Genomic DNA, 26,791 nt, shown 5'->3' on the forward strand with positions numbered 1-26,791 from the left:
GGGTCCGCCGGGGGGGGTTCACCACGCGGGGCGCGCCTCGCCCACCCGCCCCCCCCCACCCCCGTTTTTCACGCCTGGAACTCGAAGGGCAGGGCGTCCACGCACGCCTGGTACTTCTGCACCATCTCGTGTTCGGTGTGCCCGGCCACGAACAGCTGCGCCAGCTCGAAGCTGTAGCTGTCCTGCTCCGGCAGCTCCGAAAGCCGCTGCCCGACCTGCGGGACGATCTCGATCCGCGTGCCGTCGACGCGCTCCTGCACGGCCTCGATCTCTTCGCGGGTCGGCACGCGCGTCACGACGCCGTCTTCGAAGCGGCGCAGGTACCACTTGCCGGCGATCTGGTAGGTGCCCTTGCGCGGCCGGCGGCCGGGATCCTGGCCCAGGCCGAGGCGCACCATGATCTCGTGGTTGGCCACGCCGTCGACGAACTCGAACAGCTCGGCGTGCGACTGCGAGTGCCGCGGGTTGATCTCCAGCAGGCACACCTGGCCGGATTCGGGGTCGCAGAAGAACTCGATGCTGAAGGTGCCGTTGTCGAAGCCGATCTGTTTCATCACCCGTTCGGCGACGTCCCGCATCCGCTGGACCGGCTCCTCGCCCAGCTGCGACGGGTACTGGTGGCGCAGGAAGGACGAGCTGTCCGGGTAGTTGATCGAGTCGAGGGCACCGTAGACGGTGACCTCGCCCCGGTAGACGTACCCTTCGATGGCCGCTTGGACGCCGTGCAGCGCCTCTTCGGCCAGGCAGGCCGCGCCGCCGACGCGGGCGATCTCCGGCGGGAGCGGGACCTGTTCGAGCACGTAGCCGAACGGCTCCCCCACGCGGCCGACGCCGGCCCGGATCTCGGCCACCGCGCCGGCGAACTCGGCGTCGTTCTCCGCCTTGAAGGCCAGCTCCGACGAGAACGACTTGACCGGCTTGAGCCACATCGGGTAGCCGACGCCCTCCGGCGGGGCCGGCCGGCGGCTGTCGAGGTCGACGAGGCCGAAGCGCGGCAGCTCGTCGATCGCCGTTCTCTGTTCCAGCCGGCTCCAGTACTTGTGCTCGCACTTGAGCACGGCCTCCAGCGACACGCTGGGCAGGCCGTACCGGGCGCACAGGATGGGCACCAGCGACGCGGCCGGGAAGTCCCAGTAGCTGACGATGGCGGCGACGTCGCCGTCGAACGCGTCCAGCTCATGCTGGGCCGTCTTCAGCAGGGCCTCGAAGTCGATCTCGCCGTGCTGCAGCTCTTCGGGGGTCAGCAGGCCGTGGAACGAGTAGGTCCCGGCCCACGGGAGGCGTTCCAGGACCCGCCGGTTCTCCTCGTCCAGGCCGATCACGAAGATGTTCGTACTCATGCCGAAGGGCTACCCGGGGCTTCGAACAGGCCAAACGGGGCCGGATGGCCCGTTTGACCGGGCCCGTGGCGGGCATTCGCAGGCATGACAGCCCTGCCCGAACCGCTTTCCCTGTGGGTCGAGACCGCGCCCGCCCCGGACCGCACCGGCGTGCCGGTGCCCGAGTCCGCCGAGGTCGCGGTGCTCGGCGCGGGCATCGCGGGGCTCACCACCGCCCTGCTGCTCGCCCGCGGCGGCCGTTCGGTCGTCGTGCTGGAGGCCGAGCGGGTGGCGGCCGGGGTGTCCGGCCACACCACCGCGAAGGTGAGCGCCCAGCACGGGGCGAAGTACGCGGACCTGACCTCCCGCCACGGCGAAGGCGCCGCGAAGATCTACGCCGGGACGCAAGCCGCGGCCGGCGAATGGATCGCCGCCACGGCGGCCGAACTCGGCATCGACTGCGGATTCACCCGGGCGGACAGCTACGTCTACACGACCCGCGAAAGGACCGTCGACTCGCTCAGGCAGGAGGCGGACGCGGCCGCCGCGGCCGGTCTGCCCGCGTCCTTCACCGAAGACGTCGAGCTCGACGTGCCCGCGCTCGGGGCGGTGCGGACCACCGGCCAGGCGCACTTCCACCCGCGCCGGTGGCTGCTCGGCCTGGCCGCCGAGGTCGAACGGCTCGGCGGCACCGTCGTCGAGCACGCCCGGGCGACCGCGGTCCACGGCCGGACCGTCCGCACTTCGCGCGGCGACGTCGTGGCGGACGAGGTCGTCGTCGCGACCCACTACCCGGTGCTCGACCGCGGCCTGTACTTCGCCCGGCTCGACCCGGTGCGCGACCTCGTCGTCGCCGGCCCGGCCGCCGGGAACACCCCGCCCGCGGGCATGTTCCTCGACGCCGACACGCACCACTCCGTGCGCGGGTACACCGAGCGGGGCACGCCGATGGTGATCGCCGGCGGCGAGCACTACCGCGTCGGCGCGCACGTCGACGTCGAACGCCGGTACGGGCGGCTCGCGGCGTGGGCGGACGCGCACGCGGGCCTGCACCGCGTGACCCACCGCTGGTCCGCCCACGACATGTCCACGCCCGACCTGTTGCCCTACGTCGGCCGGTACCTGCCGGGCACGAAGAACCTGTGGGTGGCCACCGGGTTCGGCCAGTGGGGCATGACCGGCGGCACGGCCGCGGGACACGTGCTGGCGGCGCGGATCCTCGGCGAGCCGCACCCGGCCGCGGACCTGTTCGACCCCAACCGCTTCGACGCCCGCTCGGTGCTCGAGGTGGCCCAGGACAACCTGACCGTGGCGAAGTACCTGGTCGGCGACCACGTCGCCGCGCTGTGGCGGTCCGAGAAGCTCGACGACCTCCAGCCCGGTGCAGCCGAGGTCGTGCGGGTGGGCGGCGAGCTCGTCGCCGCCCACCGCGACGAAGCGGGCAAGCTGCACACGGTCGGCGCGCACTGCACGCACCTGGGGTGCCTGGTTTCGTTCAACGACGCCGAAAGGACCTGGGACTGCCCGTGCCACGGCTCCCGGTTCGGCGTGGACGGCGAGGTGGTGCAGGGCCCGGCGGTCCGGCCGCTGCGCCGCGGCCCGGAGTGAGCCGGCGGAAGACGTCCCCCGCCGGATCACCCGGGCGCCGGTGACCACGTCCGACGGCAATCATGGTTTCCCGGTACGCCGGGCGGGTATTTCGCGGCGGTGGGACGAACCAGACTCCGGCGCAGTGACCTGCGCGGCCCGGGCATCAAACGCATCCGCCGCGGCCGCGGGTTCTCCTACGCCATGCCCGACGGCGCGCCGGTGACCGACGACGAGCTCCTGACGCGGATCAAGGACCTCGTCATCCCGCCGGCCTGGCGGAACGTGTGGATCAGCCCGCACCCGAACGGGCACGTCCAGGCGGTCGGCACCGACGACGCCGGGCGGCGCCAGTACCTCTACCACGAGCAGTGGCGGCGCGACCGCGACGAGGAGAAACACGACCGCGTCCTGCAGATGGCCCGCCGGCTGCCGACGTGGCGCGCTTCGGTGGCGGCCGACCTGACCGGGTCCGGCCTCACCCGGAAGAGGGTCCTCGCGGCGGCGTTGCGGATGCTCGATCGGGGGATCTTCCGCACCGGCGGCGAAGAGTACGCGGAGGAGAACGGCACCCACGGGGTGGCGACGCTGCTGCGTTCGCACGCGGCCGTGCGGGGCGACGAATGCCGGTTCTGCTACGTCGCCAAGGGTGGTCTCGACCGCGAGGTGGCGATCCGCGACCCGGAGCTGGCTTCGGTGCTGAAGTCGCTGCTGCGCAGCCGGTCCGGCAGCGACCGACTGCTCGTCTACCGCGAAGGCGGCACGTGGCACGAGGTGCACGCGGCCGACGTCAACGAGCGGTTCAAGGAGCTGGCGGGCGAAGACTGCACGGCCAAGGACATGCGCACGTGGAACGCGACGGTGCTGGCGGCGGCCGCGTTCGCCGCGGCGGACCCGCCGACGTCCGAGACCGCCCGCAAGCGCGCCGAGGCCAAGGTGATGAAGGAGGTCTCGACCGCGCTGGGCAACACCCCGGCGGTCTGCCGGTCGTCCTATGTGGACCCCCGGCTGGTCGAGGCGTACCGGGCGGAACGCACGATCGCCCCGGCCCTCAAGCGCGCAGCACGGCTGGACGGCGACGAGGCCCGGGCGGTGCTGGAGCGGGCGTGCGCGAGGCTGCTCAACGCGTCATGACGGTGGTTCTCAAGGAGGCACGGTGAGTGAGCGTCGATCCATCCTAACGTGTACTGGCCGGGGACCGCGGTCGTCGGGGAACCTGGAGGAGATGACACCCGAGGCCTCTCCCGTCCGCTGGCGCGCGTCGATCGGCTTGACCGTCGGCGGCGGTGGTCCGGTGTCGAGCATCGTGGAGTCAGACCACGGGAGCGAGGGGTCGGCCCGCGAGTGGATCGAACGGAAACTGCCCCGGACGAGGTTCCCGGCGTGGATCCCGGCAGCGCGCCGGGCGGACGGGGCGGCGCTCTTCGGCAGGGTGGCCCGGGGGCGGGTGGCGCCGGACCGGCTGGTGCCCGTCTGGGAGGGCGAGGCGACGCCGGTTTGGCACGCCGACCGGGCCGGGGACCAGGTTCAGTGGCGGCGGTGCGGGGTTGAGGAGCGGTAGGTAAGTCGAGGGTTCGGTCAGGCCCGGGTTCGGACCCGCAGCAAGAGCCCGGTCAAGCCCGTGGGGTTCGAACCCGCAGCGAGAACCCGGTCGGGCCGAGGCCGGCCACCCCGGCCACCGACCTCGGGTCCCCGTCGCTAAGGGCGTGGGCGGCCGTTCTTCGCCCGGGCGTGCTTGCCCGTCGCGAGGTCCGCCAACCGGGCCAACGACTCGCTGTTCCGCGGCTTGGCGATCAGCGCCTGCACCGCCTCCGGCAGCACCTTTCCCGGTCCGCGGATGATGTGTTCCGTCATGCGGACCAGCGTCTTCCCCTCTTCGTGCGGGACCAGGGTCAGCCCCACCGCCGCCGCCCCCAGGGGCCAGCCGTGGGCCTCCAAGGACATCGACAGACCCGGCTCGACCGCGCGGACCACCGTCACGTCCTGGATGTGCAGGGGCCACGGGCCCACGCTGTGGTGGATCCGGGACCCCACCGCCGGCCAGTCGCCGTCGACGTCGCGGATGTGGGAGCTGCCCACCACCCAGCCCGCGTACAGCCAGCCGTCGGAAAGCACGTCGAACACGGCCTCGGGCGGTACGTCGATCACGCGGCTCACTTCGGGCACGGCTTCCTCCTGCTTCGGGTGACGAACCAGGCATACCCACTCACGGACGGGGTATGCCCGCTCATACCGAACGGAGGTGGCGATGACGGACAGACAAAAAGCACCCGAAGGCCCCGGTGAGCTGTCGAAGCGTTCGTGGGTCGCGGTGCTGAAACGGACGTTCAAGCAGTTCGGCCGCGACAACCTGACCGACTGGGCCGCCGCCCTCACCTACTACGGCGTCCTGTCGCTCTTTCCCGGCATCATCGTGCTCACCGCGATCCTGGGCCTGCTCGGCCCGGACAAGATCCAGACGGTGATCGACAACATCAACCAGATCGTCCCCGGCCAGGGCAAGGACATCCTCGTCGGCGCGATCAAGGAACTCACCGGCTCGCGCAGCCTGGCCGGCCCGCTGGCCGTCATCGGCCTGCTCGGCGCGCTGTGGTCGGCGTCCGGCTACGTCGGCGCCTTCATGCGGGCCTCGAACTCCATCTACGGCATGCCGGAAGGCCGGCCGATCTGGAAGGTCGTCCCGCTGCGGGTCGCGCTGACCGTCGGCATCGTCGCGCTGCTCGCCCTCTGCGCGGTGGGGGTCGTCGCCACGGGCTCGGTCGCGCGGCGGATCGGGGACCTGATCGGGCTCGGGTCGACCGGGATCCTGGTGTGGGAGATCGCGAAGTGGCCGGTGATCGCCGTGCTGGTGAGCGTGGCTTTCGCGCTGCTGTACTGGGTGGGGCCGAACGTCCGGCAGCCGGGGTTCCGGTGGCTGACGCCGGGCGGGCTGCTGGCGGTCGTGCTGTGGGTGCTGGCGTCGGCGGGGTTCGCGCTGTACGTCGCCAATTTCGGGTCCTACAACAAGACCTACGGTTCCCTGGCCGGGGTGATCGTGTTCCTTGTATGGTTGTGGATCTCCAATCTCGCGATCCTGCTGGGGGCCGAACTGGACGCGGAGCTCGCCCGCGGCCGTTCGATCGAAGCCGGCCGCGAAGAGGACCAGGAAGAACCGTTCCTGCCGCCGCGGGACACGAAGGCGATGGACGCAGACGAGGCCGCGGCGGTGGCGGAGTCGGAACGGGAGTGAGCGGATGGCCTGCCGCATCACCGGCCTGGTGCTGGACTGCCACGACCTGGACCGCCTGGCCGAGTTCTGGTGCGCGGTCCTGGGCTACGAGGTGATCGGCCACGAGCCCGACGGCCTCGAGCTGGGCGTACCGGGCGCCCGCCCGGGCGACGGGCCGCCGACGCTCATCCTGGCCCGGAGCGAAAACCCGCGCCGGGGCAAGCTGCCGCTGCACATCGACTTGAACCCGGCGGGCACCGGCCAGGAGACGGAACTGGCCCGCTTGACGGCCCTCGGCGCCCGCCCGGCGGACGTGGGCCAGACCGGCGAAGAGTCGTGGGTGGTACTGCAGGACCCGGAGGGCAACGAGTTCTGCCTGCTGCGCAAGGACATCGGCGCGGCCTGACGCCGACCGCGGCCGGCCGCCGCGCGCGCGAATCAGCTGTAGATCGCGCGGTGGGCCGCGCGGATCACCGCCGCGTACCCGCCGCCCAGCAGGCCCGCCCTGGCCAGTGCCGCGCGGGCCGCGTTCGCTCCCGGGCCGCCGTGGACCGCGCCACCCGGGTGGGCCGAGGCTCCCGCCAGGTACAACCGGTCCACCGGGGTGTCCGCGCGGCCCGTTCCCGGGACCGGGCGGAAGAACAGCTGCTGGTGGATCGCCGTCGTGCCCGCGTTGATCGCGCCGCCGATCAGACCCGGGTTGTGGCCCGAAAGCTCCGCCGGGCCCTGCGCGTAGCGGGCCTTGATCAGCCCCGTGAACCCCGGTGCGTTCGCCTCGACCGTCTCCTCGATCCGCTTGACCCGCCGGTCCAGGGCCGCCCGGTTCTCCATCGTGCCGCGGGGTACGTGCGTGTACGCCCACGCCGCCTCCGTGCCCGCGGGCGAGCGGGACGGGTCGGTCGTGGTCATCTGGCCGAGCAGCAGGAACGGGCGACGCGGCGTGCGGCCGCGAGCGAGCTCGCCACCGAACGCCGAGAGGCCGTCGAGGTCCGTTCCGAGGTGGACCGTGCCCGCCCCGCGGGCCGCTTCCGCCGTCCACGGGATCGGGCCGGACAGCGCCCAGTCCACCTTCACCGTCGCACTGTCCCACTCGAAGTTGCGCAGGTCGGAGACCAGCCGCGACGGCAGCCACTCCTCCCCCACCAGCTCGCGGTACAACACCGGCGCCGGGACGTCGGCCAGCACGGCCTTGCGGGCCCGCACCGGGTCGCCGGCCGCGTCCCGCACGCCCAGCGCCCGCCCGTCCCCGATCAGCACCGAACGCACCGGACGTCCACAGTGGACACGGCCGCCGCGCGCCTCGAGCCGGCGGACCAACGCCGAGACCAGCTCGCCCGCGCCGCCTTCGGGCACCGGGAAACCCTCGTCCTGCCCGATCATCGCGAGCAGCCAGCCGAACACCGCGCTGCCCGCGTTGTCCACGGAAAGGTCGCTGTGCGCGGAATTCCCGGCCAGCAGCAGCTTCGCGCCTTCACCGGCGAACAGCTCGTCGCCGAAGCGGCGCGCGGGCAGCGTCAGCGTGCGCGCCAGCCGCAGGGCGTCCCCGGTTCCGGTGCGGCGCAGCAGCTTCAGCGCCGGACGGACCGGCGGGAACGGCGTGAACAACGCGTTCAGCAGCGGCTCGCGGATCTCCCGCCACTGCTCGAACAGCCGCCGCCACGCGTCGCCGTCGCCGGGGGCGAACTCGTCGGCCGACGCCGCCGTGCGGTCGAGGTCGCGGGACAGCACCGCGCAGCGGTCGTCGGGCAGGACGTGCGCCAGCACCTCGGGCGCGTGCCGCCAGCGGAGGCCGTGTTCGTCCAGACGCAGGCCGCGGATCACCGGCGACACCGCCGAGAGCGGGTAGAACGCGCTGAACAGGTCGTTGCGGAAGCCCGGCTCGGTGACCTCCGCGGTCCGGACCGAGCCACCGGGGTGGTCCGTCGCCTCCAGCACCAGCACCGACCAGCCCGCGTCGGCCAGGAGGTTCGCCGCCACCAGGCCGTTGTGCCCGGCGCCGATCACCACCGCGTCGACGGCTTCCGTACTCACTCCGGCCTCCCGGTGGGTCAGGCTTGCGACTGGTGGCTCGGCCCGACCCGGGTGAGCGAGCGGAGCCGGCCCAGGACCCCGTCGCGGCGCGGCGGGGCCAGCGGCGCGCTCGCCGCCCCCGCGCCCGACCGGAGCCCGGCGACCAGGTCGGCGACCGCGGCCGCGGCGTCATACCGAGGTTGCCAGCCCAGCGCGGTCTCCGCCAGCGTCGTGTCCACCAGAGCCGCGCGGTCGGCGAGTTCGAGCCAGCCCGGATGGGCCGGCAGGGCGCCACCGAGCCACGCCGCCCGGGCCGCGACCTGCACCAGCGGCTTCGGGACCGGCACGCGCGGCCCACCGAGGACACCGGCCAGCGCGTCGGCGTCCAGCACCTCCGGCGCGGCCAGGTTGACCGGTCCGGCGAAGCGCCGGTCGAGGATGCGCCCGATCGCGTCGGCGACGTCGGAGGCGTGCACGGCCTGCGCGCGCAGATCGGTCCACAGCGGAAGCGGCAGCCGGCGGCAGCCGACGAGGCCGGCGGGCACCGCCGGGTCGAGCAGCCAGCGCGCGAACTCCCCGGCCGCGCGCCGGTGCAGGATCGCGCACGGCCGGAGCCGGGCCACCCCGACGTCCGGATACTGCTCCCCGAACCGGTCGAGCAGGGTCTCCAGGGCGGCCTTGCCGCGGCTGTAGGCGCTGCCCGCGATGCCGTCGCACGGCCGGTCTTCGGTGACCTTCTCCCAGCGGGGCGCGGAGCCGTAGGCGGCCACGGAAGACGCGACGACCAGGTGCGGGACTCCGGCGGCCGCCACCGCGGCGAGCACGTGCCGGGTGCCGTCGTCGTTGGTGCGCCCCATCGGCGGGTCGCCGCGCAGGGGCGAGATCGCCCACGCGAGGTGGACGACGGCGTCCGCGCCGGCGAACAGCGCGGCCAGCTCCTCCTCGGCGCCCGGGGCGCCGACGTCGGCGGCTCGCCAGCCGGCCCGGCGGTACGGCTCGGCCGTCGTGTCGGGCAGCCGGCGCGCCAGGCCGACGACGTCGTGGACGGGGTCGAGGGCGGCCAGCAACGCCGTCCCGACGTTGCCGGTGGCCCCGGTGATCACGATCCGCACTCCGATGGCGTACCCCGCGTGGCCGTCGCGAAACGTCAGACGAGGTCGCGCGGGATCCGTTCGTGCCAGTTCCGCGAGACGATCCGCCGGGCGCCTTCGTAGCCGTCGAGCTGCGCGTCGACGACGAACTCGGTCTCCGTACAGGACACCCTCGTCCGGGTTTCGCTGCGCGCCCGCCACTCGCCGCGCGCGAACGTCACCACCCATTCGGTTTCCGCGACCGGCGAGCAGAATTCGTCGGCGACCCAGCGGTAGCGCTCCCGGACGTCCCGCGTGATCTCCAGGTCGAGGTCGTCGAAGCGCCGGGTGCCCTCGTTCTTCACGATCTCCAGCGCGGACTCGTAGCCGACGAGGTCGCGCGAGACGGTCCAACGCTGCTCCCCCGGCGTCACCCGGGTGACCGGGATCGGCGGCGCCCCTTCGGGTTCGCCGAACGGCCGCGACGGCAGCTCGTCCGGCTCGGCGACCGGGCGCACCGGCAACTCCAGCCCGCTCCGTCCGGTGTGGACACTCAGCAGCACGGGCTCGGGCGGCGGCCAGGCCAGCGGCCAGTACGAAGTGGACACCGAAAGCCGGATCCGGTGCCCGGCCGGGAAAGCCTGGGCGACAGCGTTCATTTCGACCTCGACGGCGTACCGCTGCCCGGGCACCATCGGTGCCGGTTCGTCGTGCCCGTCGCGGTGGGTCAGGTTGAGCAGCCCGTAGGTGACACGGGTGGCCCGCCCGTCCGGTGCGACGTCGGACAGCCGCACCGCGACCATCGCGACCGGCCGGTCGGCCGACACTTCGAGCCGCACCTTCGGCGCGCCGAGGATTTCGCAGCGCTCGGTGAGCACACCGGTGTCGAACACGAGCGACCCGCCGTCCTCCTCGCGCTGGTCGTAGGGCAGGTCGGGCGGGGCGCTGTAGGACGCCCACTTCCCGGCGAACTGCCCGACCGACAACGGCGACGACAGCGTCAGCGCCTCGTCCTCGAAGGTCTCCCCCGGCCGGCCGAGGCGGTGCCGGGCCAGCGGCAGGACCGCGGGCTCGACGTGCGGCGAGGGCCAGGTCGCCTCGCCGACCCACCGCCCGGGCCGGTCCTCGTAGGACGTCGAGGGCGGCACGCTCTCCTGCATCCACGTGCACAGCATCGGCCCGTCCATGGCGCCGTTTTCCTCGCCGCGCAGCCAGTGGTCCCACCACTTCACGACTTCCTGCAGGTAGCCGATGGCCGGACCGGGCTCGCCGAGGTGCGGGTACCGGTGCGACCACGGGCCGATCAGCCCGCGCCGCGGGACGTCGAGGTGGGCCAGCAGCCGGATGACGGCGTTGGAGTAGCCGTCCGCCCAGCCGCTCGAAGCGAGCACCGGGACCTGGACGTCGCTGTAGTTCTCGGAAACCGAGGCGTGCCGCCAGTAGTCGTCGCGGCGCTGGTGGCCGAGCCAGTTGCCGATCCACAGGCTGCAGTCGTCCAGGCGCTCCCGCCACATTTCGCGCCAGCGCTCGCCGACGACGGCCGGGTCCGGCGGCAGCGTGGCGTAGGAGAACATCGTGCCCGACTCGGCGACGTTGTCCGACAGCAGGCAGCCGCCCATGTAGTGCATGTCGTCGGCGAACCGGTCGTCGGTGAACGACGAGATCACGATCGCCCGCAGGCTCGGCGGTTTCCGCGCCGCGACCTGCAGCGCGGCGAACGCGCCCCAGGAGATCCCCATCATCCCGGTGTCGCCGGTGCACCACGGCTGCGCGGCGATCCACGCCAGGACGTCCTCGGCGTCGAGCTGCTCGCGTTCGAGGTACTCGTCCACCAGGACGCCCTCGGATTCGCCGGTGCCGCGGATGTCCACGCGCACGCAGGCGTACCCGTGCCCGGCGAGGTACGGGTGGTGGACGGAATCGCGGGGCGCGGTCAGGTCCCGCTTGCGGTACGGGATGTATTCGAGGATCGCCGGCACCGGCTCGGTGTCCGACGAGACCGGCCGCCAGATGCGGGCGGACAGCACGATCCCGTCGGACACCGGGATCCGGACGTGGTTCTCCTCGGTGATTTCGTGCGGCAGCGAGGTGACGGCTCGCAAAGGTCGGTTCCCTCCCCGGGGTTACGGCTGCAGCAGGACCTTCTGGGCGCCGTCCAGCTTCTTCTGGAAGATGTCGTACGCGCGGGGCGCGTCCGCCAGCGGCAGCTTGTGCGTGGCGAAGCCCTCGACGCCCAGCGGGTCGCCGTCGCCGGTGAGCACCGGCATGATGTCGTCGAGCCAGTGCCGGACGTTGGCCTGGCCCATCCGCAGCTGCACCTGCTTGTCGAACAGCTCCATCATCGGCATCGGGTCGACCATCCCGCCGTAGACGCCGGACAGCGAGATCGTGCCGCCGCGGCGGACGCTGTCGATGGCGGCGTAGAGCACGCTCAGCCGGTCGATCCCGGCCTTCTCGGTGATCTTCTCCCCGAGCGGCTGCGGCAGCAGCCCGACGAGGGTGTGCGCCAGCTTGCCGACCGGGGCGCCGTGCGCCTCCATGCCGACTGCGTCGATCACCGAGTCCGCGCCGCGGCCGTTCGTCAGCTGCCGGATGGCGTCGCCGATTTCCTTGTGGTCACGCGTGTCCAGCGCGGTGGCGCCGTGTTCGCGGGCGCGGGCGAGGCGCTCGGGCACCAGGTCGATGCCGATCACCTGCGCGGCCCCGCGGTGCCGTGCGATGCGGCAGCACATCTGCCCGATCGGGCCGAGGCCGAAGACGGCGATCGTGCCGTCCTTCGGGACGTTCGCGTATTCGACGGCCTGCCAGGCGGTCGGGACGACGTCGGAGAGGTAGACGAACCGCTCGTCCGGCGGGCCGTCCGGGACCTTGATCGGGCCGTAGTGGGCCTGCGGCACGCGCAGGTACTCGGCCTGGCCGCCGGGGACCTGGCCGTAGAGCTTGGTGTAGCCCAGCAGCGCCGCGCCCTTGCCCTGCTCGCGGACCTGGGTGGTTTCGCACTGCGACTGCAGGCCGCGTTCGCACATCCAGCAGTGGCCGCAGGAGATGTTGAACGGGATCACGACGCGGTCGCCCGGTTTCAGGTCCGTGACACCGGGGCCGACCTCCTCGACGACCCCCATCGGCTCGTGGCCGAGGATGTCGCCCTCGGTCATGAACGCACCCAGCACCTCGGAAAGGTGCAGGTCGGAGCCGCAGATTCCGGTGGACGTGACGCGGATGACGGCGTCGGTCGCCTCCTCGATCTTCGGGTCCGGCACCTCGTCCACGCGGACGTCGCGTTTGCCGTGCCAGGTCACTGCCTTCATGGCTCTCCCTTTCCGCGGGCGTTGTCTCCGCCCCGGCTTCCCGCGGATCGCGGCGGACAAACGCGCCGGCGGTCAGGTGAGCAGGTCGGCCACCAGGTACACGGCCGCGGCCACCGCGGCGGCGGCCGGGAAGGTCAGCACCCAGCCCATGACGATGTCGCGGGCGATGCCCCAGCGGACCGCCGAAAGCCGCTTGGTCGCGCCGACGCCCATGATCGCCGCGGTGATCACGTGCGTCGTCGAAATCGGCGCCTTCACCGCGAACGCCGTCACGTACAACACCGAGGACGCCACCGATTCGGCGACGAAGCCGTGCGGCGGGTCGAGCGGGAACACGCGGCGGCCGAGGGTCCGCATGATCCGCAGACCACCCGAATAGGTGCCCAGCGACAAGGCCGCGGCGCACAGGAGCGTCACCCACAACGGCACCGCGAACGTCGATTGCTCGCCCGCCGCCACCAACGCGAGGACGATCACGCCCATGCCCTTCTGGGCGTCCTGCAGGCCGTGGCCGAGCGCGAGCGCCGACGCCGAGAGGATCTGGAACCGGCGGAACACGCGGCCGCTGCGGTGCGGGTTCGCCCGGCGCAGCAGCCGCAGCGCGCCGACCATCGCGGCGTACCCGAGCACCAGCCCGAGCAGCGGCGACGCCACCATCGGGAGCAGTACCTTCTCGGCGATGCCGGCCCAGTGCACGGTGCTGGCGGCGGCCAGCGCCGCGCCGACCATGCCGCCGATCAGCGAGTGCGAAGACGAGGACGGGAGCCCGAAGTACCAGGTGATCAAGTTCCAGGTGATCGCCCCGAGCAACGCCGCGAAGACCACGGTGAGCGCGTCCGGGCCGGCCGGGACGTCGATGATCCCCTTGGCCACCGTGGCGGCGATCCCGGTGGACAGCAGCGCGCCGGCCAGGTTCATCACCGCGGCCAGCACGAGGGCGGCCCGCAGGGTCAGGGCCCGGGTCGACACCGCGCTGGCGATGGCGTTGGCCGCGTCGTGGAACCCGTTGGTGTAGTCGAAGACGAGCGTCAGCACGATCACGGTGACCAGGGCGGCGGTCCCCGTCACTCACGACTCCTTGACCGCGATGGTCTGCACCACGTCGGCGACGTGCTCGAAGGCGTCGGCGGCCAGCTCGAACTGCTCGACGACCTCCTTGGTCTTGAGCACTTCGAGGGCGTCACCGCCCGGCTCGAACAGGTGGGCCAGGATCCGCCGGTAGACGCGGTCGGCCTCGTTCTCCAGCTCGTTGATCTCGATCCAGAACGGCTCGAGCTCGCCCACCTTGGCCAGGCCGGGCATCGCCGCGGCGGTCAGCTCGGCGGCCCGGCGGAGCACCCGGACCAGGACGTCCGTTCCGGGCGGGAACGCGCCGATGCGGTACAGCACGGCCAGGTCCGCCGCGGTGTCCGTGAAGTCCAGCACGTCGTCGATCTTGGCGGCGAGGGCCTGGATGTCCTCGCGGTCGAACGGCGTCACGAAGGAGCTGTTGAGCTCCACCATGATCGTGTGCGTCAGCTCGTCGCCCTGGTGCTCGACCTCGTGCAGGCGCTTGGCGATCGGTTCCCGTTCGGCCGGTTCGGCGGCCACCAGGTCTCCCAGCAGCGCGGTCGCCGTGACCAGGTTCTTCGCCGCGTCGGCGAGCAGGTCGAAGAACCGGGTGCCCCGTGGGGTGAACCGCATGGATGGACGTCCCTTCCTCACTGCACGGCGGTCGGGGGCCGGGTACCCCGTCCGGCCCCACGTTTAACGGCCGATCTCCGGGAAACCAGGAGTCATGACCGATCGCGGATCCCGGCGCCTGAGAGTACTGCTCTGGCACGTGCACGGCTCGTGGACCGACGCCTTCGTCCGCGGCCGCCACGACTACCTGCTGCCGGTGTCGGACGAGGGTGCGCCCTGGGGTCTCGGCAAGGCGGGGCGCGACTGGCCGTCGGCGACCGAGGTACCGCTCGACCGCCTCGCCGAAGCCGAACCGGACGTCGTCGTCCTGCAGCGCCCGGAGGAACTCGGCTTCGCCGCGCGCTTGGGCGTGCCGTCCGTCTACGTGGAACACAACGCGCCGCGGCCGTACGCGGCGTCGAGCGAGCACCCGCTCGCCGGCCGCTCCGACATCACCGTCGCGCACGTGACCCCCTTCAACGCGGCCATGTGGGACTGCGGCCGCGCGCCCACGACCGTCGTGCCGCACGGCATCCCGGATCCGGGCCCGCGCTACACTGGTGAGCTCGCGGCCGGCGTGTCGATGATCAACGAGCCGGTGCGGCGGCAGCGCGTCACCGGCGCCGACCTGCTCGGCACGCTCGCCGAGGCCGCTCCGGTCGACGTGTTCGGCATGGGAACCGAGGACCTCGGCGCGCCGCTGCGCGGGCTGGGCGACGTCCCGGCGCCGAAGCTGCACGACGAAATCGCCCGCCGCCGCGTCTACCTGCACACCGCCCGGTGGACGTCGCTGGGACTGTCCCTTTTGGAGGCGATGCACCTGGCGATGCCGGTCGTCGTCTTCGCTGCCACCGAAGCGGTCGACGCCGTGCCGGCCGACGCGGGCGTGCTCTCCACCGACGTCTCGGTGCTGGCTCGCGGCTTCCGCGGACTGCTGCACGAGCCCGATTTCGCCGTGCTCGCCGGCAAGAACGCCCGCGAGCACGCCCTGAAGCACTACGGGCTGGACGCCTTCTTGACCGCTTGGGACCACCTCCTCGCCGAGACGGCCCGTCGAACTGTGAAGGGAACGCCTCACCGATGAAGATCGCGATGGTGTCCGAGCACGCCAATCCCCTCGCCGCCCTCGGCGAAGCCGACGCCGGCGGCCAGAACGTGCACGTCGCGGAGCTGTCGGCCGCGCTGACGCGCGCCGGCCACGAGGTCACCGTCTACACGCGACGGGAGAGCCGCGACGAACCGCCCGAGGTCCTGACCCCACAAGGGTTCCGCGTCGTGCACGTGCCGGCGGGACCGCCGCGCAAGGAGCCGAAGGACCACCTCCTGCCCTACATGGGCGAGTTCGGCAGCTTCCTGCGCGACCGGTGGGCGCTCGACCGCCCGGACCTGGCGCACGCGCACTTCTGGATGTCGGGCCTGGCGGCGTCGCTCGCCGCGAGCGCGACGGACACCCCGGTGGCGCAGACGTTCCACGCCCTCGGGGTGGTCAAGAAGCGCTACCAGGGCGACCAGGACACCAGCCCGGCCGACCGGATCCGGCTGGAGCGGATCATCGGCCGCCGCGCCGGGCGCGTGATCGCGACCTGTTCCGACGAGGTCTTCGAGCTGTCCCGCCTCGGCGTGCCGCGGTCCCGGATCTCGATCGTCCCGTGCGGCGTCGACCTCGGCCGGTTCTCCCCCGACGGGCCGGCCGCCCGCCGCCGGCTGGCCCACCGGCTGGTCGCCGTCGGGCGGCTGGTGCCGCGCAAGGGGTTCGACATCGCGATCACCGCGCTCGCCCAGCTGCCGGACACCGAGCTCGTCATCGCCGGCGGCCCGGAGCGGGGCAAGCTGTCCCAGGACCCGGAGGCCCAGCGGCTGCGGCAGCTGGCGGAGCGGCTCGGCGTGGGGAACCGCGTGCGCTGGCCCGGCCAGGTGTCGCGGGAGGACATGCCGGCGCTGCTGCGCTCGGCCGACGCCGTGGTGTGCACGCCGTGGTACGAGCCGTTCGGGATCGTGCCGCTGGAGGCGATGGCCTGCGGCGTCCCGGTGGTCGCGGCCGCGGTCGGCGGCCTGACCGACACGGTCGTCGACGGCGTCACCGGGCTGCTGGTCCGGCCGCACCAGCCGAAGGAACTCGCGTCCCGGGCCCGCCTGCTGATCGACGACGCCGCCCTCTGCCACGCCTACGGCACCGCGGGCCACGACCGCGCGGTGGCCCGCTACTCCTGGGACCGCGTCGCCGCCGACACGCTGCGCGCGTACCACAAACTGGTCCCCGAGACCGCCGCAACCGCCGAGGCCCGCTGACCGGCTCGTGAGTGGTAAGGCGGGTTCTAACCCGCCTTACCACTCACGACAACTTCAGCCCACGTAGCGGCGGGCCTGGGAGGCTCGTTGCGGGGCTTCCAGGAGGCGGAGGCCGTGCTCGACGTGGGGCGGGACGACCCGGCGGTCGCGCAGGACCCCCGGGAGGCCGCGGGCCACGTCCAGGAGGGCGGCCGCGGTGGCCGCGTCGCGCGGGGCGGTGCGCAGGACGTCGCGGCCGCGGCGGAAGACCGCCGGCCAGGGGCGGCGCAGCAGGAGCGTCCACACCGTGTTGCGGATGCCCAGGCGGCGGCGGTGGCGCGGGTCGCGCAGCTTCGACGGCGCGTGGTGGATCACCACGTCCTCCGCCCAGCACATCCACCAGCCGCGCGCGGCGAGGTCCAACGCGAACAGCTCCTCTTCGCCCCCGAGCCACATCCGGGTCGAGAACCCGCCGACCTCGCGGAACGCGCTGACCCGCACGGCCGTCAGGCCCGCCATGACGCCGAGCAGCGCCGGCCCCGGCAGCCAGTCCGGCCCGGGCACCGGCGACCCGCGCAGCTCCGGCGTGATCGGGTCCTCGGCCAGGCCCGGCTCGACCAGGCAGCGACCGGTCACCGAGCCGAGCGCGGGGAACTCGTCGAGCAGGTCGGCGGCCCGGGTGAGGGCGCCCGGCTGCCACGTCGTGTCGTCGTCGCAGAAGGCGACGTACGGCGTCGTCACCTCTTCGACGACGACGTTGCGCGCCACCGCGCCGAGGTTCTCCGCGAGCCGGACCAGGCGGACACCCGGGAACTCGCGGGCGATCACGTCGGCCGTACCGTCCCCGGACCCGTTGTCGGCGACGAAGATCGGTGCGGCGTCCGGCAGGGACGTCATGTGGTCCAGGGTCTCCCGCAGCTGCTCGCGGCGGTTGCGGGTGATGATCACGACCGAGATGCGCGCCATTCGGCGGTCCTTTCCAGTGTCCGGGCCTGGTGTTCGACGTGGGCGGGCAGGACGCGCCGCGAGCTCAGCGCGCGCGGCAGGCGCGGGACCGCGCCGAGGACCGCCCCGGGGGCCCGCACCAGTGTCCGGGCCACTTCCCGCCGGCAGACGCGCGGCGGGCGGCGCAGCACGGCGATCAGCAGCCGGTTGCGCAGTTCGGCCCGGCGGCGCCACGACGACGGCGGCCGCGACCGGGACGGGTGGTGGTGGGCGCGCAGGCGGCCGACGTAGCAGACTTCCCAGCCGCGCGCGGCCAGGTCGTAGGCCAGCAGCTGTTCCTCCGCACCGAAGTGGAGCAACGGGCTGAAGCCGCCGGCCTGCAGGTACGCCGTGCGCCGCACGATCGCGGAGCAGGCCAGGAAGCCGAGCACCAGCGGGCCGGGCGCACCGTCGGGGTGGCCGAGCGGGCTGCGTTCCATGTCGGGTGTCACCGGGTCGTCGCGGCACTCCGGGCCGACCAGGGTGCGGGCGGCGAGCAGGCCGGTGCGCGGGTGCTCGTCGAAGATCCGTTCGGCCTCGGCCAGCGCGTCCGGTGCCCACCACGAATCGTCGTCGCAGAAGGCGATGTACGGGGTTTCGGCGGCGACGACGCCGAGGGTGCGGGCGGCGGCGCCGAGGTTGTGCGGCAGGCGGATCACCCGCACGTTCGGGTGCCGCCCGGCGACCGCGACCGTGTCGTCCCCGGACGCGTTGTCCAGCACCACGACCGGCGGCTTCGGGTCCAAAGAGGACAGCTGGCCGAGGGTGCGGCCCAGTTCGGCGGCGCGGTTGCGGGTGGCGATGACGACGGTCGTGCGCGCGGTCACCGCGTCCCCACCAGCTCGTCGACCAGCGCGCCGCCGTACTCCGGCTGGTGCGGCGCCAGGACGACGCCGAGCACCGGCGTGGCCGGAACCGCAACCGGGGCTCCGCGCGATGTCGTGGTCGTTCCCGCCTCGGCCAGGGCGGCCGCGGCCGCGTCGAGGCTCAGGACGTCACCCGCCGTCGCTTCGCCGTGCAGGAAACCGGCCCAACCCGTGAGCAGAACTCGCATGGTCTGGCACGTACCCGCTCGCCACCCCCTTACACGGGTTTGCGCCCACCGGGGCCGGGTAGCCGCCACGGCATGACGAATCCGGGAGTGACCAGGCGGTGGGAGCGTGCGGTGGTGACCGGGGGTGCCGGTTTCGTCGGCGCGCACCTGTGCGAATTGCTGCTCGAAGAGGGCGTCGAAGTGGTCGCCGTGGACAACCTCGCGACGTCCTCGGCGGACACCCTGGAGCACCTGCGCCGCCACGAGCGGTTCCGGTTCGTGCGCCACGACGTCACCCAGCCGATGCCGCTGAACTGCCGCACCGACGTCGTGTTCCACCTGGCGTCCGCCGCCTCGCCGCGTGACTACCTGGCCCTGCCGATCGAAACGCTGCGCGCCGGTTCGCACGGCACCGAAAACGCGCTCGACCTGGCCCGCCGCGACGGCGCCCGGTTCGTGCTCGCCTCGACCAGCGAGGTCTACGGCGACCCGCTGGAACACCCGCAGCACGAACGGTACTGGGGCAACGTCAACCCGATCGGGCCCCGCAGCGTGTACGACGAAGCGAAGCGCTACGCCGAAGCGCTGACGTCGGCCTACCGCCGCGAATACGGCGTCGACACGGGCATCGCACGCATCTTCAACACCTACGGGCCCGGCATGCGCGCCCACGACGGCCGGATGATCCCCGCGTTCCTCGACCAGGCGCTCCACGGCGAGCCCCTCACGGTCACCGGCACCGGCGAGCAGACGCGCTCCCTCTGCTACGTCGAGGACACCGTCCGCGGGCTGCTGGCCCTCGCCCGGTCCGGGCACCCCGGGCCGGTGAACATCGGCAACCCGGACGAGCTGACGGTCCACCAGGTCGCGGAGCGGATCAAGGACATCACCGGGTCGGGGTCCCCGATCGAGCACGTCGACGCCGTCGTCGACGACCCGCAGCGGCGGTGTCCCGACATCACCCTCGCCCGCGACGCCCTCGGCTGGGAACCGAAGATCGACGCCGACGACGGCCTCCGTCGCACCGCGGCGTGGTTCCGCCGGGCGCCGTCGCGCTGAGTAGCGACGCCCAGGGCTTTTGCGCGCCATCGTTTATGAGCGACTTCGCCGGGTAGCGCTATAGGCGAGCGCGGGCCCCGCGAGTCCGCACCGAAACGCCAGAGGCAGGTCGATGCGCATCCTCGGGATCAACGCCGTTTTCCACGACCCGGCCGCGGCGCTGGTGGTGGACGGGGAGATCGTGGCCGCCGCGGAGGAGGAACGCTTCAGCCGCCGCAAGCACGGCAAGCAGGCGGTGCCGTTCTCCACCTGGGAGCAGCCCGCCCAGGCCGCCGCCTGGTGCCTGGCGCAGGCCGGACTGTCCGCGAAGGACCTCGACGCCGTCGGGTACTCCTACGACCCCGCGCTGGTCGAACCGGGCCTGTCCGGCCACGACCCGAGCGGCGAGGAACTGCGGACGCAGTTCGCCGAGCGGGCGCCCCTGTTCCTGAAGTCCGCGTTGCCGGGCCTCGACCCGGGCATCGTCAAGTTCGTCCGTCACCACGTCGCGCACGCCGCGTCGGCCGCGCTCGCTGCGCCTTTCGGCGACTGCGCCGTGCTCGTCGCGGACGGTCGTGGCGAAAGCACGTCCTATCTGGCCGGTGAGTACCGCGACGGGCGGTTCAAGGAACTGGCGGCCCAGAAGCTGCCGCATTCCCTGGGCCTGCTCTACGAAGACCTCACCGAGCACTGCGGATTCGCGCGGTCCAGCGACGAGTACAAGGTGATGGCGCTCGCCTCCTACGGCACGCCCGAATTCCTCGGCGAACTCCGCGAGCACGTCCACGTCACCGGCGACGGCGGCTTCCACGCCGCCGGCGTCGACCTGGCGTCGCTGGCCCCGCGCCGCGAAGCGGGCCGGGAACTCACCCGGCGGCACGCCGATCTCGCCGCGAGCGTCCAGAAAGCCCTCGAAGACATCCTGCTGGAGCTGGCCGGCTGGCTGCACGGCATGACCGGCCGGCGCGATCTGGCGCTGGCGGGCGGGATCGCGCTCAACTGCGTGGCCAACACCCGGCTGCACGCCGAAGGCCCGTTCGACCGGATCTGGGTGCAGCCCGCCGCCGGGGACGCGGGCACCGCGCTCGGCGCGGCGTTGCAGCTGGCCGCGGACGCGGGGGAACGCGGCGCGCCCCTGGGCGACGCCGGCCTCGGCCGCGGCTGGACCGACGACGAGCTCGAAGAAATCCTCATCAAGGCGAAGCTGCCCTACGAGCGTCCCGGCGACCTCGCCGAGACCGTCGCCGAAGCGCTGGCGAACGACGACGTGATCGCCTGGTTCCAGGGCCGCGCCGAGTTCGGGCCGCGCGCGCTGGGCCACCGGTCGCTGCTGGCCCACCCGGGCCGCAAGGCGAACCTCGAGCGGCTCAACGACGTCAAGGGCCGGGAGCAGTTCCGCCCGGTGGCACCGATGGTGCGGGCCGAACGCGCCGCGGAGATCTTCACCCGCGGGCCGCTGCCCAGCCCGTACATGCTGTTCGTGCACGACGTCGCCGCAGGCTGGCGCGACCGCATCCCCGCCGTCACGCACGTTGACGGCACGGCCCGCGTGCAGACCGTCGAGGAGCGGGAAAACCCTTTGCTGGCAAGGATGCTGGCCGCTTTCGAGCGGCGGACCGGACTGCCCGTGGTGATCAACACCAGTCTCAACACCGCGGGCCGCCCGATGGTCGACTCGCCGCGGGACGCCCTCGAATGCTTCGGCTCCGCGCCGATCGACCTGCTCGCGCTGGGGCCGTTCGTGCTCCGGCGGCCCCGACCCACCCGGACCGGCGCGGCGTCGCCGGAGAAGAAGGAGGTGCCGTGATGGAAGACCATCTCGCCGCGCTGGCCGAAGCCGCCGGCCGGGCCCGCGGATCCGCCCCCAAGATAGCCGCGTGGGGACGGCACCTCGCCGGGGTGTTCGAGGCCGGCGGCCGGCTGCTCGCCTGCGGCAACGGCGGCAGCGCGGCCGAGGCCCAGCACCTCACCGGCGAGCTGGTCGGCCGGTTCCGCCACGAACGGCAGCCGTTGTCGGCCATCGCGCTGCACGCGGACACCTCCGCGACCACGGCCATCGTCAACGACTACGGCGACCACGAGGTCTTCGCCCGCCAGGTGCGTGCCCACGGGCGGGCGGGTGACGTGCTGGTCTGCCTGTCCACCAGCGGCACCAGCCAGAACGTCGTCGCCGCGGCGAAGGCCGCGCACGAGCTCGGCGTGACGACGTGGGCGCTGACCGGGCCCGCCCCGAACCCCCTCGCCGCCCTGTGCGACGACGCCGTGACGGTCGAGGCACCCACCGTCGCGACCGTCCAGGAAATGCACCTGGTGCTGGTGCACGGCCTCTGCGCGGCGCTGGACGACGCGCTCGGGGTGACCGCGTGAAGCCGCTGGTCGTCCTGGGCGACACGCTGCTGGACGTCGACGCCGAAGGCACCGCCGAGCGGCTGTGCCCGGAGGCGCCGGTGCCGGTGGTCGACCTGACGGCCCGGCGCCGCCGCCCCGGCGGCGCCGGTTTGGCGGCCCTGCTGGCCGCGCGGTCCGCGGCCGAAGTCGTGCTGGTCACGCCGCTCGGCGGCGACGAAGGCGGCCACGCGCTCACCGGGCTGCTGGACCCGGACGTCACCGTGCTGCCGCTGCCGCTGCGCGGCACGACGGTGTGCAAGACCCGCGTCCGCGCGGGCGGGCAGTCGTTGCTGCGCCTGGATTCCGGCGACGGCACGGCGACCGCCGACCCGCTGCCCGCCCGGGTCCACGAGGTCCTGGAAGACGCCGGCGCGATCCTCGTGGCCGACTACGGCCGCGGCCTGACGCGCAATCCCGACGTCCGCCGGATCCTGCGGGACCTGGCCGAGCGGATCCCGGTGGTCTGGGACCCGCACCCGCGCGGGGCCCAGCCGGTGCCCGGCACCGGCCTGGTCACCCCGAACCTCGCCGAGGCCCGCGCGGTGCTGGCCGGGCACGAAGAGCCGGCCGAGCTGGCCAAGCTGCTGCGCGGCCACTGGCACGCCGACGCGGTCGCGGTCACCGTCGGGTCCCGCGGCGCGGTGCTGGCCGACGGCCTCGGCGAGACGAGCGTCCCGATCCCCGCCGCGGCGCGCGCCCCGGGCCACGCCGCGCCCGACACCTGCGGTGCGGGCGACCGGTTCGCCGCCGCGGCGACCGCCGCCCTGCTCGGCGGCGCGGACACGACCGAAGCCGTGGTGACGGCGGTCGAGGCGGCCGCCCGGTTCGTCGCGGCCGGCGGCGCCACCGCGCTGTCCACGAACGACGGCCCGGTCCCCGACCCGCAGCCGGCGACCGACGCCTTCGGCCTCGCCGAGCGGGTCCGGGACGGCGGTGGCCGCCTGATCGCCACCGGCGGCTGCTTCGACCTGCTGCACCCCGGGCACGTCAGCCTGCTGCGGCAGGCCCGCGCCCTCGGCGACGCGCTCGTCGTCTGCCTCAATTCCGACACGTCCGTGCGGGCCCTCAAGGGACCCGGCCGGCCGCTGGTCCGCGACCGCGACCGGGCCCGGCTGCTGACCGCGTTGTCCTTTGTGGACGCCGTCGCGGTCTTCGACGAAGACTCCCCCGCCGCCGTGCTCGAGCGGCTGCGCCCGCACGTGTGGGTGAAGGGCGGCGACTACGCGGCCGCCGACCTGCCCGAACGCGCGGTCGTCGAACGGCACGGCGGCGAAGTCGTGCTCGTCCCGACCGTCCCCGGCTACTCGACGTCCCGGCTGGTCGCCGCGGCGGCCGGTGCCTGACACCCGTCAACCCCGAAGGAGTGCGATGCGACCCCTCGGCACCGTCCTGATCACCGGTGGCGCCTCCGGCCTCGGCGCCGCCACCGTCGACGCCGTCCGCAAGGCCGGCGGCACCCCGTACGTCCTCGACCGCGTCCGCCCCGACGACCCGGCCGAACACGTCGTAGCCGATCTGACCGACACCGCCGCCACCGAGGCCGCGGTGCGCGAGCTCGCCGAGCGCGCCGGTGGCCTGGACGGCGTCTTCACCGCGGCCGGCACCGACGCCTGCGGGCCGCTCGGCGAAGTGTCCACAGCGGACTGGGAACGGGTGGTCAGGGTGAACCTGTTCGGCACGGCCGCGGTGATCCGCGCCGCGCTCCCCTACCTGGAACGTTCGCACGGCACGATCGTCACCGTGGCGTCCACTTTGGGCATCAAGGCGGTGAGCGACGCGACCGCCTACTGCGCCTCGAAGTTCGGCGTCGTCGGCTTCACCCGCGCGCTCGCCGCCGAGCTGGCCGGGCGCGTCGGCGTCACCCTGCTCGTCCCGGGCGGGATGTGGACGCACTTCTTCGACGACCGCACCGACCAGTACAAGCCGCCGCCGGACGCGAAGCTCAACCAGCCGGAGCACGTGGCGAGCACGGTGGTGTTCGCGCTGCAGCAGCCGCCGGGCGCCGAAGTGCGCGAAATGGTCGTGTGCGCGTCCGAGGAGGGGTCGTGGCCGTGAGTGCCACGGTCCTCGTGCTGCGCGCGCTCGGCGTCGGGGACCTGCTGACGGCGGTCCCCGCGCTGCGCGCGCTGCGTGCGGCGTATCCCGGCGACCGGCTGGTGCTGGCCGCGCCGGAGCAGCTGCGCGATCTGGTCGAGCTGATCGACGCCGTCGACGAGCTGCTGCCGACGTCCGGGCTCGGGGAGCTCGCCTGGCCGGGCGAACCGCCGCGGCTGGCGGTCAACCTGCACGGCAGCGGCCCGGAGAGCATCCACGACCTCCTGGACACCGACCCCGCCGAGTTGCTGACCCACCGCCACCCCGACTTCCCCGAGGTGGCCGGGCTCGAGTGGCGCGACGACGTGCACGAGGTCGACCGCTGGTGCCGGCTCGCCGAGTACCACCACCTGCCTGCCGACCGGTCGGCACTCGGCCTGCCCGTGCCGCCGGGGCCGAACCCGGTCCCGGACGCCGTCGTGGTGCACCCGGGCGCGGCGTTCCCGGCCCGGCGCTGGCCGCCCGCGCGGTTCGCGGCCGTGGTCCGCGAACTGGCCACGGCCGGGCACCGCGTCGTGCTCACCGGCAGCGCCGGCGAGCGCGACCTGGCGGTTTCGATCGCCGAGGCGGCCGGGCTCGGCGAGGACGCCGTGCTGGCCGGAGGCACCGGGCTGGCGGACCTGGCCGCGCTGGTGGCCGGAGCGGCCCTCGTCGTCTGCGGCGACACCGGCGTCGGACACCTCGCCACGGCGTTCGGCACGCCGTCGGTGCTGCTGTTCGGCCCGACCCCGCCCCGGCTGTGGGGCCCGCCGCCGTCCGCGCGGCAGCACGTGGTGCTGTGGGCCGGGAACGTCGGCGACCCGCACGGCGACGAGCCCGACGGCGGGCTGCTCCTGCTGCGCGAGGAACGCGTGCTCGCCGCCGCGCGGTCGGCCCTCGAAGCGAGGGTGGCGCATGGCTGAGCACATCGGGATCGTCGGCGCGGGCTACGTCGGCCTGACCAGTGCCGCCTGCTTCGCCCGGCTCGGGCACCGCGTCACCTGCGTGGACGCCGACGAGTCCAAAGTGGACGAACTGCGCCGGGGCGTGGTGTCCATCGCCGAGCCCGGCCTGGCCGACCTGGTCGCGCAAGGACTCGGCGACCGGACCCTGACCTTCACCACCGCCCAGGCCGAACTCCACGGCGCCGGCCTCGTCTTCCTCTGCCTGCCGACGCCGCCGGCCGAGGACGGGCGCCCCGACCTCGGCGTGCTCGAAACCGTCGTGCCGCAGCTCGGCCGGCTGCTGCGGCCCGGCTGCGTGCTCGTCACCAAGTCGACGGTGCCGGTCGGCACCGCGGCCCGGCTGCCGCGCCTGCTGGGCCGGGACGACCTGCCGGTGGTGGCCAACCCGGAGTTCCTCCGCGAAGGGCACGCCGTCGAGGACTTCCTGCACCCGGACCGGGTGCTGGTCGGCACCGACCCGGCGGATTCGCCGGCGGCCCGACGGGTCGCGCGGCTGTACGAGCCGACCGGCGCGCCGGTCGTGGCGACCGGCTCGGCCAGCGCCGAGCTCGCGAAGTACGCCAGCAACGCGTTCCTCGCGGTGAAACTGTCCTATGTGAACGTCCTCGCCGAACTGTGCGAGCGGTTCGGCGCGGACGTCCGCGAGGTCTCGCGCACCATGGGCCTGGACGCGCGGATCGGCCCGGAGTTCCTCGCGCCGGGCCCCGGCTGGGGTGGGTCGTGCCTGCCGAAGGACACCTCGGCCCTGCTGCACGCGGCCGAGTCGGCGGGGGTCGACTTCGGCATCCTGCGCGACGCGGTCCGCGTCAACGCCCGGCAGCGCGCCCGGGTGGTCCGCGCGGTGCGGCAGGCGGTGACCGGCTCGGCGGCGGGTTCCCTCGCCGGGGCCCGGATCGGCCTGCTGGGCCTGGCGTTCAAGGCGGGCACCGGCGACCTGCGCGACTCGCCGGCCCTGGCGGTGGCCGACGACCTGGCCCGCGCGGGCGCCGAACTGACCGCGCACGACCCGGCCGTCGCGTGCGTGCCGGGCCTGCACGCGGTCCAGGTCGTCGACGACCCGTACCTGGTGGCCAAGGACGCCGCGGCGCTCGTCGTGCTCACCGAGTGGCCCGAGTTCCGGGACCTCGACTGGGCCCGGCTGGCCGCGTCGGCCGACCGGACGGTCGTCGTCGACACGCGCAACCTGCTCGATCCCGACGCCCTCGCCGGAGCGGGGTTCACCCACATCGGCGTCGGCACCCATCCCAGGAGGCACTCATGACCCTGCGCGTCCTCGCGCTGACCTGCACACTCAAGCCGTCGCCGGCGAAGTCGAGCAGCGACCTCATCGCGCGGCAGCTGCTCGACCTGTTCGCCGAACGCGGCGCGACCGGCGAGCTGGTCCGCGTCGTCGACCACGACGTCCGGCCGGGCGTCGAGGCGGACATGGGCGACGGCGACGCCTGGCCGGACATCCGGCGGAAGCTCGCCGCCGCGGACATCCTGCTGGTCGCCACCCCGACGTGGGTGGGGCACATGTCCAGCGTGGCCCAGCGGGTGCTGGAGCGCCTCGACGCGGAGCTGTCGGAGACCGACGACCAGGACCGGCCGGCGATGTTCGGCAAGGTCGGGGTGGCCGCGGTCGTCGGCAACGAGGACGGCGCCCACAAGATCATCGCCGACCTGTTCCAGGCGCTGAACGACACCGGGTTCACGGTGCCGGCGCAGGGCGCCACCTACTGGAACGGCGAAGCCATGCAGGGCGGCGACTACCAGGACCTCGACGAGACGCCGAAGGCCGTGGCGTCGACGAACGCGACGCTCGTCCGCAACGCCGTCCACCTGGCGGATCTGCTCCGCGAGCGGCAATATCCGGCCGAGTGATTAGTTCGTTCGAGT

At 73.5% G+C, this 26,791-nt stretch carries 26 protein-coding genes; 15 read left to right on the forward strand and 11 right to left on the reverse strand.

The genetic code is table 11. The features are described 5' to 3' along the window. Positions 1 to 68: 68 nt before the first annotated feature. A complete protein-coding gene (locus tag ABZW17_RS20910; protein WP_354816346.1) occupies positions 69 to 1,340 on the reverse strand; it encodes an ATP-grasp domain-containing protein in 1,272 nt (423 codons plus the stop codon). Between the two features lie 84 nt (positions 1,341 to 1,424). On the opposite strand from ABZW17_RS20910, the gene ABZW17_RS20915 reads away from it, so the two are divergent. The 3 genes from ABZW17_RS20915 (at position 1,425) to ABZW17_RS20925 (ending at position 4,467) form a co-directional block, all read left to right on the forward strand. Further along, positions 1,425 to 2,927, forward strand: coding sequence for an FAD-dependent oxidoreductase (locus ABZW17_RS20915; RefSeq protein ID WP_354816349.1), 1,503 nt, complete (start codon positions 1,425 to 1,427; stop codon positions 2,925 to 2,927). A 99-nt stretch (positions 2,928 to 3,026) separates the two neighbouring features. After that, entirely contained in the window at positions 3,027 to 4,040 is a 1,014-nt protein-coding gene (locus ABZW17_RS20920; protein WP_354816352.1) for a DNA topoisomerase IB, read from the forward strand. Positions 4,041 to 4,131: 91 nt separating this feature from the next. Continuing rightward, on the forward strand, positions 4,132 to 4,467 hold the full coding sequence (locus ABZW17_RS20925) for a hypothetical protein (RefSeq protein ID WP_354816355.1): 336 nt from the start codon (positions 4,132 to 4,134) through the stop codon (positions 4,465 to 4,467). A gap of 137 nt (positions 4,468 to 4,604) precedes the next feature. Here the strand turns inward: ABZW17_RS20925 and ABZW17_RS20930 are convergent, their stop codons facing one another. Further along, positions 4,605 to 5,072: an SRPBCC family protein gene (locus ABZW17_RS20930; protein WP_354816358.1), complete on the reverse strand. Its 468-nt coding sequence runs from the start codon at positions 5,070 to 5,072 to the stop codon at positions 4,605 to 4,607. An 82-nt stretch (positions 5,073 to 5,154) separates the two neighbouring features. On the opposite strand from ABZW17_RS20930, the gene ABZW17_RS20935 reads away from it, so the two are divergent. Together ABZW17_RS20935 and ABZW17_RS20940 are read left to right on the forward strand one after the other, a co-directional pair. Beyond that, positions 5,155 to 6,135 carry a YihY/virulence factor BrkB family protein gene (locus ABZW17_RS20935; protein ID WP_354816361.1) on the forward strand — a complete coding sequence of 327 codons (981 nt, stop codon included), beginning with the start codon at positions 5,155 to 5,157 and terminating at the stop codon, positions 6,133 to 6,135. A gap of 4 nt (positions 6,136 to 6,139) precedes the next feature. Next, entirely contained in the window at positions 6,140 to 6,520 is a 381-nt protein-coding gene (locus tag ABZW17_RS20940; protein WP_354816364.1) for a VOC family protein, read from the forward strand. 32 nt (positions 6,521 to 6,552) lie between these two features. On the opposite strand, the gene ABZW17_RS20945 is transcribed toward ABZW17_RS20940, so the two are convergent. The 6 genes from ABZW17_RS20945 to ABZW17_RS20970 all read right to left on the reverse strand — a co-directional run bounded on the left by ABZW17_RS20945 (position 6,553) and on the right by ABZW17_RS20970 (position 14,185). After that, complete coding sequence (locus ABZW17_RS20945; RefSeq protein ID WP_354816367.1) at positions 6,553 to 8,145, reverse strand: NAD(P)/FAD-dependent oxidoreductase; 1,593 nt, start codon at positions 8,143 to 8,145, stop codon at positions 6,553 to 6,555. 17 nt (positions 8,146 to 8,162) lie between these two features. Further along, positions 8,163 to 9,236 carry an NAD-dependent epimerase/dehydratase family protein gene (locus tag ABZW17_RS20950; RefSeq protein ID WP_354816370.1) on the reverse strand — a complete coding sequence of 358 codons (1,074 nt, stop codon included), beginning with the start codon at positions 9,234 to 9,236 and terminating at the stop codon, positions 8,163 to 8,165. A gap of 35 nt (positions 9,237 to 9,271) precedes the next feature. Further along, complete coding sequence (locus tag ABZW17_RS20955; RefSeq protein ID WP_354816373.1) at positions 9,272 to 11,296, reverse strand: CocE/NonD family hydrolase; 2,025 nt, start codon at positions 11,294 to 11,296, stop codon at positions 9,272 to 9,274. Between the two features lie 21 nt (positions 11,297 to 11,317). Next, on the reverse strand, positions 11,318 to 12,502 hold the full coding sequence (locus ABZW17_RS20960; protein ID WP_354816376.1) for a zinc-dependent alcohol dehydrogenase: 1,185 nt from the start codon (positions 12,500 to 12,502) through the stop codon (positions 11,318 to 11,320). A gap of 72 nt (positions 12,503 to 12,574) precedes the next feature. Then, the gene (locus ABZW17_RS20965) at positions 12,575 to 13,570 is read right to left on the reverse strand and encodes an inorganic phosphate transporter (RefSeq protein WP_354816379.1); all 996 of its coding nucleotides are present in this window, start codon (positions 13,568 to 13,570) and stop codon (positions 12,575 to 12,577) included. After that, positions 13,571 to 14,185 (reverse strand): DUF47 family protein, encoded by a 615-nt coding sequence (locus tag ABZW17_RS20970; RefSeq protein WP_354816382.1) that lies wholly within the window; start codon positions 14,183 to 14,185, stop codon positions 13,571 to 13,573. 94 nt (positions 14,186 to 14,279) lie between these two features. Between ABZW17_RS20970 and ABZW17_RS20975 the strand changes: the two genes are divergently transcribed. Beyond that, the gene (locus tag ABZW17_RS20975; RefSeq protein ID WP_354816385.1) at positions 14,280 to 15,248 is read left to right on the forward strand and encodes a glycosyltransferase; all 969 of its coding nucleotides are present in this window, start codon (positions 14,280 to 14,282) and stop codon (positions 15,246 to 15,248) included. Beyond that, positions 15,245 to 16,453 (forward strand): glycosyltransferase, encoded by a 1,209-nt coding sequence (locus ABZW17_RS20980; RefSeq protein WP_354816388.1) that lies wholly within the window; start codon positions 15,245 to 15,247, stop codon positions 16,451 to 16,453. Before ABZW17_RS20975 ends, ABZW17_RS20980 begins: the two co-directional genes overlap by 4 nt. A 54-nt stretch (positions 16,454 to 16,507) precedes the next feature. Here the strand turns inward: ABZW17_RS20980 and ABZW17_RS20985 are convergent, their stop codons facing one another. The 3 genes from ABZW17_RS20985 to ABZW17_RS20995 are packed head-to-tail and all read right to left on the reverse strand — an operon-like array spanning position 16,508 to position 18,470. Next, a complete protein-coding gene (locus ABZW17_RS20985; protein ID WP_354816391.1) occupies positions 16,508 to 17,398 on the reverse strand; it encodes a glycosyltransferase in 891 nt (296 codons plus the stop codon). Continuing rightward, on the reverse strand, positions 17,377 to 18,243 hold the full coding sequence (locus tag ABZW17_RS20990; protein ID WP_354816394.1) for a glycosyltransferase: 867 nt from the start codon (positions 18,241 to 18,243) through the stop codon (positions 17,377 to 17,379). The genes ABZW17_RS20985 and ABZW17_RS20990 overlap by 22 nt, the downstream gene beginning before the upstream one ends. After that, a complete protein-coding gene (locus tag ABZW17_RS20995) occupies positions 18,240 to 18,470 on the reverse strand; it encodes a hypothetical protein (protein WP_354816397.1) in 231 nt (76 codons plus the stop codon). Before ABZW17_RS20995 ends, ABZW17_RS20990 begins: the two co-directional genes overlap by 4 nt. A 72-nt stretch (positions 18,471 to 18,542) precedes the next feature. Here ABZW17_RS20995 and ABZW17_RS21000 point away from each other — a divergent pair, with 72 nt between their 5' ends. The 8 genes from ABZW17_RS21000 to ABZW17_RS21035 all read left to right on the forward strand — a co-directional run bounded on the left by ABZW17_RS21000 (position 18,543) and on the right by ABZW17_RS21035 (position 26,776). Further along, the gene (locus ABZW17_RS21000) at positions 18,543 to 19,508 is read left to right on the forward strand and encodes a UDP-glucuronic acid decarboxylase family protein (protein WP_354816400.1); all 966 of its coding nucleotides are present in this window, start codon (positions 18,543 to 18,545) and stop codon (positions 19,506 to 19,508) included. A 112-nt stretch (positions 19,509 to 19,620) separates the two neighbouring features. Continuing rightward, positions 19,621 to 21,294: a carbamoyltransferase C-terminal domain-containing protein gene (locus ABZW17_RS21005; protein WP_354816403.1), complete on the forward strand. Its 1,674-nt coding sequence runs from the start codon at positions 19,621 to 19,623 to the stop codon at positions 21,292 to 21,294. Continuing rightward, positions 21,294 to 21,854: an SIS domain-containing protein gene (locus ABZW17_RS21010; RefSeq protein WP_354816875.1), complete on the forward strand. Its 561-nt coding sequence runs from the start codon at positions 21,294 to 21,296 to the stop codon at positions 21,852 to 21,854. The genes ABZW17_RS21005 and ABZW17_RS21010 overlap by 1 nt, the downstream gene beginning before the upstream one ends. Further along, the gene (locus tag ABZW17_RS21015; RefSeq protein WP_354816406.1) at positions 21,851 to 23,218 is read left to right on the forward strand and encodes a PfkB family carbohydrate kinase; all 1,368 of its coding nucleotides are present in this window, start codon (positions 21,851 to 21,853) and stop codon (positions 23,216 to 23,218) included. The genes ABZW17_RS21010 and ABZW17_RS21015 overlap by 4 nt, the downstream gene beginning before the upstream one ends. 25 nt (positions 23,219 to 23,243) lie before the next feature. Beyond that, positions 23,244 to 23,930: an SDR family oxidoreductase gene (locus ABZW17_RS21020; RefSeq protein WP_354816409.1), complete on the forward strand. Its 687-nt coding sequence runs from the start codon at positions 23,244 to 23,246 to the stop codon at positions 23,928 to 23,930. Then, positions 23,921 to 24,871, forward strand: a complete 951-nt coding sequence (locus tag ABZW17_RS21025; protein WP_354816412.1) for a glycosyltransferase family 9 protein — start codon at positions 23,921 to 23,923, stop codon at positions 24,869 to 24,871. Before ABZW17_RS21020 ends, ABZW17_RS21025 begins: the two co-directional genes overlap by 10 nt. Continuing rightward, positions 24,864 to 26,174: a UDP-glucose/GDP-mannose dehydrogenase family protein gene (locus ABZW17_RS21030; RefSeq protein ID WP_354816415.1), complete on the forward strand. Its 1,311-nt coding sequence runs from the start codon at positions 24,864 to 24,866 to the stop codon at positions 26,172 to 26,174. Before ABZW17_RS21025 ends, ABZW17_RS21030 begins: the two co-directional genes overlap by 8 nt. Next, positions 26,171 to 26,776 (forward strand): NAD(P)H-dependent oxidoreductase, encoded by a 606-nt coding sequence (locus tag ABZW17_RS21035; RefSeq protein WP_354816418.1) that lies wholly within the window; start codon positions 26,171 to 26,173, stop codon positions 26,774 to 26,776. Before ABZW17_RS21030 ends, ABZW17_RS21035 begins: the two co-directional genes overlap by 4 nt. Positions 26,777 to 26,791: the final 15 nt, after the last annotated feature.

This window comes from Amycolatopsis sp. NPDC004625 (assembly GCF_040609695.1).
Taxonomy (GTDB): Bacteria; Actinomycetota; Actinomycetes; order Mycobacteriales; family Pseudonocardiaceae; genus Amycolatopsis.